Annotated in this window: 6 protein-coding genes and 2 pseudogenes; 4 read left to right on the forward strand and 4 right to left on the reverse strand. The window is 55.6% G+C overall.

What is annotated here, in order from left to right:
* Positions 1-181, reverse strand: a pseudogene (locus QO231_RS25655) (hypothetical protein); the annotation flags it as partial.
* Between QO231_RS25655 and QO231_RS25660 the strand changes: the two are divergent.
* A pseudogene (locus QO231_RS25660) lies at positions 180-353 on the forward strand (ISKra4 family transposase); the annotation flags it as partial. The pseudogenes QO231_RS25655 and QO231_RS25660 overlap by 2 nt on opposite strands.
* Positions 354-633: 280 nt before the next feature.
* Here QO231_RS25660 and QO231_RS25665 read toward each other — a convergent pair.
* Positions 634-2,193 carry an arylsulfatase gene (locus QO231_RS25665; protein ID WP_316783030.1) on the reverse strand — a complete coding sequence of 520 codons (1,560 nt, stop codon included), beginning with the start codon at positions 2,191-2,193 and terminating at the stop codon, positions 634-636.
* A 147-nt stretch (positions 2,194-2,340) separates the two neighbouring features.
* Between QO231_RS25665 and QO231_RS25670 the strand changes: the two genes are divergently transcribed.
* The 3 genes from QO231_RS25670 (at position 2,341) to QO231_RS26240 (ending at position 5,016) form a co-directional block, all read left to right on the forward strand.
* The gene (locus tag QO231_RS25670; protein WP_316783034.1) at positions 2,341-3,363 is read left to right on the forward strand and encodes an AraC family transcriptional regulator; all 1,023 of its coding nucleotides are present in this window, start codon (positions 2,341-2,343) and stop codon (positions 3,361-3,363) included.
* Between the two features lie 109 nt (positions 3,364-3,472).
* A complete protein-coding gene (locus QO231_RS25675; protein WP_316783036.1) occupies positions 3,473-4,822 on the forward strand; it encodes an SNF2-related protein in 1,350 nt (449 codons plus the stop codon).
* Positions 4,823-4,824: 2 nt separating this feature from the next.
* Positions 4,825-5,016 (forward strand): hypothetical protein, encoded by a 192-nt coding sequence (locus tag QO231_RS26240; RefSeq protein WP_394356727.1) that lies wholly within the window; start codon positions 4,825-4,827, stop codon positions 5,014-5,016.
* Here QO231_RS26240 and QO231_RS25680 read toward each other — a convergent pair.
* Complete coding sequence (locus QO231_RS25680) at positions 5,007-5,381, reverse strand: type II toxin-antitoxin system VapC family toxin (protein ID WP_316783039.1); 375 nt, start codon at positions 5,379-5,381, stop codon at positions 5,007-5,009. The genes QO231_RS26240 and QO231_RS25680 overlap by 10 nt on opposite strands.
* On the reverse strand, positions 5,378-5,569 hold the full coding sequence (locus tag QO231_RS26245; protein WP_394356728.1) for a type II toxin-antitoxin system VapB family antitoxin: 192 nt from the start codon (positions 5,567-5,569) through the stop codon (positions 5,378-5,380). Before QO231_RS26245 ends, QO231_RS25680 begins: the two co-directional genes overlap by 4 nt.
* Between the last annotated feature and the right edge of the window lie 251 nt (positions 5,570-5,820).

The following is a 5,820-nucleotide window of genomic DNA, read 5'->3' on the forward strand; positions in this document are numbered from 1 at the left end:
GCTTGATGCAGAGCGCGGCCGCGATGACCGGTGAGATCAAGTGTCCGGTCAGCGGGTCTTTGACTGGCTCGAGCTTGGGTGGGACGCGTGGGGCATTTTTCGCCTCGGGCTTCTCGGCCCTTCGCCACGCCCCCAATAGGCGTTCGAGATTTGAATAGTTGCCTGCATAGCCCTTCTCCTTGCCGATTTCAACGTCTCGGGCCGAAGGCTGCGTCGATGACATTGGAAATGCGCGCATGGGCAAGCGCAGACGCATGCGATGGTCGCCAGAAGGTGCACACAACGTAGCCGTTGCGAGAGCCGCCGCCCTCGACGGGCGCTTGAGCGTCTCAGGTGCTACAATCGCTGCGTAGACCCCCAAGTTTTGCCCACTCCCGATGCGGCCGTTCACTGCGGGAAACAACAAGGTCTGCTGAACAGAAAAGCTTGCTGCCGACCTGACCAGCGTCAAAAAACGGGAGGCCGCCACCGAAGAAGCCTATGACGATTGTGACGAGCCTTTATTGACCGGTCGTAGGTCTTCCTTTTCGGGGTGGTTGTGAAAGCTGTACGCGGCAAATGGCTTCTGATCTCTGGAACAAAAAAGGCGCCCCAGATGGGGCGCCCTCTGGATTCTTAGCAACAAGGCATTCGTCAGCCACCCTGATTGCGCTGAAGGCTTTCAAGCACCTGATCAATCGAGAAGCTGGCCGGCTTGGAGCGCGGTGGATAGTCTTTGAAAGATGCCAGAAACTGCCCGACAAACGCCTGTGCAGGAACCAGCAAATAGGTCCGGTCGATACGCCATTGTCCATAGTTCATGGCCTCATGCTGAGCCCGCTCAAATGGGTCGCTGTAGAGATCCATGATTTTTGGAAGACGAAGAAAGGTGAACGGTTCTTCCCAGACGTCAAAGCCTTCTGCGCGCTGTTCGGCAAACACCACCTTCCAGCGACCATAGCGAAGGTTCAGCAGATCGCCGCCATCCGAAAAATAAAGAAACTCCTTGCGCGGTCCCTCTTCTGTCTCACCCCGGAAATATGGCATGAAGTCATAGCCATCCAGGTGAACCTTGGTGTTTTCCTCACCAAACTGCGGCCCTTCCAGCATCTTTTCCTTCATATCGGGATCGCCAAGAGCGGACATGAATGTAGGGAACCAGTCGAGGTGGCTGATGATCTGGTTGGACTTGCGGCCCGGCTCGATGACGCCCGGCCATTTGATCATCATCGGAACGCGATATCCGCCTTCCCAGTTGTCGTTCTTTTCACCCTTGAACGGTGTGGTGCCGCCGTCCGGCCAAGTGAATACCTCAGCGCCATTGTCGGTGGAGTACATGACAACGGTGTTATCGGCGATACCCAAATCGTCCAGCTTATCAAGCAATTCGCCGACCATGCCGTCATGTTCGACCATCCCATCAGGATAGACGCCCAGACCAGTCACACCCTGACTTTCGGGTTTCAGATGTGTGTTGATGTGCATCCGTGTTGAATTGTACCACAGGTAAAACGGCTTATCCTGTTCCACGGCGCGATCGATGAAATCAAGTGCCCCGGCAGTAACCTCTTCGTCGATAGTCTCCATGCGTTTCTTGGTGAGCGGTCCAGTGTCCTCAATACTGCCATCAGCGCTGGATCGGATCACCCCTCGAGGGCCGAACTTCTCGCGAAACTCCGGGTTTTTTGGGTAGTCAACATTCTCTGGCTCTTCTTCTGCATTCAGGTGGTAGAGGTTTCCGAAGAATTCGTCAAAACCGTGGTTGGTTGGGAGCATTTCATCCAGGTCGCCAAGATGATTTTTCCCATATTGACCCGTCATATATCCCTTGGACTTCAAATACTCAGCGATGGTGGGATCTTTAACACTCATGCCTTCTTTGGCACCCGGCAGACCAACCTTCAGTAGCCCGGTGCGAAACCCTGATTGCCCTGTGACAAATGATGCACGACCTGCGGTGCAGGATTGCTCACCATAGCCATGGGTAAACAACATGCCCTCGCTGGCAATTCGGTCAATGTTGGGAGTTTCATAGCCCATCATCCCCTGACTGTAGGCACTGACATTCCACAATCCGATGTCATCGCCCCAAATAACCAGAATATTTGGCTGATTTTCTTCTTGCGCCGAAGTTGAAGCAGCGGACAGTACGAGCCCACCACACAACAGCGCGGTTGATGCCGATTGGCTTATCTTATTGAATACGCTAGCCATTCTCATGCGGAGTTCCTCTGTTCCCACTAGTCAAGTGACCAAGACTATCATCTATGCTAGGTTTTCGCTTAGCATTTCCGGACAGAGGACGACCTGTTTGGCGTCCCGAGTGGGCACGAGGTCATATTGTCTGGAAGCCGGGGGTGTATGGGTAAGCTCAACGTAGTCGTCGCACAAGCCATCAAGCCCGTGCTTGGGGCAGTGCCAATGTCCAAGTTTAAACTTGAGCTATTTGCCGAGCGCGCGGGACTTCCAGCAAGTACTATCGAAGACCCAACTGGTTTTGTGCCGCTTAATGCAGTCGAGAGCTTTCTAAATTCAATTCACAAGGAGGTTGGTGATCCGACTTTCCTGTTCGACAGTCTCGACATAGACATCACTGAAAAGCGCGAAACGCACGCGGTCGTCGGTGTTCCGCTTCCCACAGGGGTCACCGGACAAGAGGCGCTGCAAATCATGTCAGCGACCTTTAACAGGTTCATTACGGGCCCGAGATACATGTGTGAAACTCGGGGCAATCGGCTTTGGGTGTTGAGAACGACCTCCGCGACCGATTGGTCAGACAATTGGTCCGTTGTGCAATATAATCTCAGTATCATGTTGCAGGGCGCGCGCCGTATCCTTGGTCAGAACGTGACTCCAGTTGCCCTTTGCCTGCCGGATGCACGGCGACCGGACAAGTTGCCCGAAGAATTCTGCAATCTCCCGATCAGTCGGAACAGGGATCGGTTCGGGATCGCTTTCAGCATCGTCGACGTGGCTTCAGCGAAGTTTGTTCTTGAGGCTGCAGAAAATCCTTCGGGGGGCCATCTGACTGAACCGATGTCTGATACCACCTTTCAAACGATTGCTTCTTGCCTTTCCAAGTTTGTGATGTCGTCAACGAGTGACCGACTGTCCGAACGCGTCGCTAAAGCCTTTGGGTTCAGCACACGGAGCTACCGGCGGCAACTGGCCAATTTGGGGACAAGCCACACGCAACTGCTGGCAGACGTTAGGCTAGATCTTGCGCTCACTCTACTAGCCCTCCACTCCATTAGCATCACTGAAATTGCCTATGAATTGGGATATGCCCATCCCGGCGATTTCACGCGATTTTTTAAGGCGAGGATGGGATGTTCTCCTCTTGAATTTCGCCAGCGGCGCTCTCAGACCAAACCAATATTGTAGGTTCATTAACATGTGGTCGTTCCGTAAAACAGGGGCATGATGAGCATTGGCGGTGACAGGTTTTGGAAAGGAATCGTCTTTCCGATACTTCTCAACCCTGACTTCTGAAGTGGAATGTTGGCTATCATCCTTCTCTCGAGATCAGCAAACCGCCTGCGCCACGTTGCTGATGGAGGCGGGGGCATTGCCGGTGGAGGAGTTGGAAACCCATTGGCCGGGCGAACGTATGATGGAGTGTGATTTTGTCCTTGCCGTTGGCGAGGTGAACTTACACACGCTGGAAGTCTCGGACCGGCGCGGTGTGCTGGATTTCGCCTTTCGCACAGTGCCCGAGCTGCGCCGTCAGGGGTGGCAGGTTATCGAGACGCGGAAATGGCCCTACCGCCTGAGCGAGGAGGCGGCTTCGCTGACGGTCGCGACACGGACCGAGGCGGGCGAGCCGTTTCAGGGCAATGACTGGTTCTCGCTGGGATTTCAGGCTGAAATCGGCGGCAAGTCGGTGGATGTGGCGCCGCTGGTGGCGGCCTTTTTGGAGCAGTTCCGTGAGGATTGGGAAGAGGTGCCGTGTGTCGAAACGCTCGCGCAACATCTGGCCGACCGGCCGGTCTATCTGGATCGGGGCAAGCAGGGATACGTGGCGCTGGATCTCAGCCCCCTTGTGCCCCTGCTGCACCTGTTCCTGACCCATCATGCCGAGCTCGGTGCGCTGCATCCATCTGATGCCACTGCCGCAAGGTTGGCTGAAGAAGCACTGGCCGGCAGTGCCATCCGTTTTGCGGACAACGCCGGTATTCTGCCACTGGCGCGCAGCCTTCAGGCACTGGCCGAGGCTTCCAGTTTTGAACAACCCAAAAGCTTGAACGCGCAGTTGCGCGACTATCAGGCCTATGGTGCGGCCTGGATGGGCAGCCTGCTAGAAGCCGGGTTTGGCGGTGTGCTGGCTGATGACATGGGGCTTGGCAAGACGGTGCAGACGCTCACGCTCTTGCAGGCGAGACGCGAAGCCGGAGCGCCCGCTCCGGCGCTCTTGATCGTTCCCACCAGTCTGCTGCACGGTTGGCAGATGCAGGCGGCGCAGTTCACGCCTGATCTGAGACTCGTGGTTCTGCACGGCCCCAACCGTGCGGCTTTGCGCGACGAGGCAGCCCAGGCCGATTTGGTGGTAACCACCTATCCCTTGCTGACGCGTGATCGCGATTGGCTGGCAGCGCAAGTCTGGCCGCTGGTCATTCTTGACGAGGCACAAACGCTCAAGAACCCGGCCTCGCAAATGTCCAGGACGCTGCGCGATATTCCTGCCAAAGGACGGCTGGCGCTGACGGGGACGCCCCTGGAAAATTCATTGCAGGATATCTGGACGCTGATTGACTGGGTGAACCCGGGGCTACTGGGTGACCGCAAGCGCTTTCAGTCGCTGTTCCGTGTCCCCATCGAAAAGCACGGCGACAAGGGCGCCTGACCATGGGGGATGCGGTCAAGCTCACAGGTTTCAACTGGAATACGCTCAAGCAGCATTTCGAGACGCTTGTAGATGACGGCCAATTGGAACTTCACGGGCGTGGTCGGGGGCTGGTATTTGATCCGGTAAGAGTTGTTATGTTAAATCGCCGAAGGGCGACTCTTAGGATTTCGCCTTTTTTCGGTCAGTTTTGAACAGATACAAAGCGGATATCTAGCTCATCCGCCAAGACATTCAGTCTTTTGTCGCTGGTCCACAGCATACTTCCAGGAAGCAGGAGGCAGGACGCGATGAGGCTGACGTCCACGTAGCCAACGCCTCGAGCAAAAAGCTTGCGAGTGGTGATCAACGTACGGACCTCTTCGGTGGATGCGATTGGCACACTTCGTAGGTCGTCTAACAAGCCGAGGACTTGCTCCCTTGACTTCAATGACCCAAGGGCAATTTCCGCGACCACGAGCGGGTGGCAGAGAACATGGCCTTCATTGAGAAGACGTGTCAGAATCGCATTTCCATCTCTCAGGTGATCGATCCAAACAGAAGTGTCGATCAGGATCATTCGGAACGTCGTCTGGGCGGAGCCTCCAATTTGGGTTCTGAGCCACCGAGTAGAGCCAGTCTCTTCGAACTCTCGCGTTCAATCAGTGCTTTCAATGCTTCCTTTAGAAGCATGCCTCTCTCTGAAACGCCAGTAAGCACCGACGCCTTTTCAAAGAGAGCATCATCCAGGTTGACTGTCGTCCTCATAGTATCCTCGCATCATTATGGTCATCATATGGTGATGTTGGTCGTGCTTTCAAGATCTGATGAGCGCCCTTGCCATTGAGGCTCTTGTTCCATCGCTGGAGACATTCAACCGTGGCAGCGGCTTTGCGCCTTGGGGGCGTGGCGCAGGGCCGAGAAGCCCGAGGCGAAAAATGCCCCACGCGTCCCACCCAAGCTCGAGCCAGTCAAAGACCCGCTGACCGGACACTTGATCTCACCGGTCATCGCGGCCG

Source organism: Sedimentitalea todarodis (assembly GCF_032595355.1).
In the GTDB taxonomy this organism is placed as follows: domain Bacteria; phylum Pseudomonadota; class Alphaproteobacteria; order Rhodobacterales; family Rhodobacteraceae; genus Sedimentitalea; species Sedimentitalea todarodis.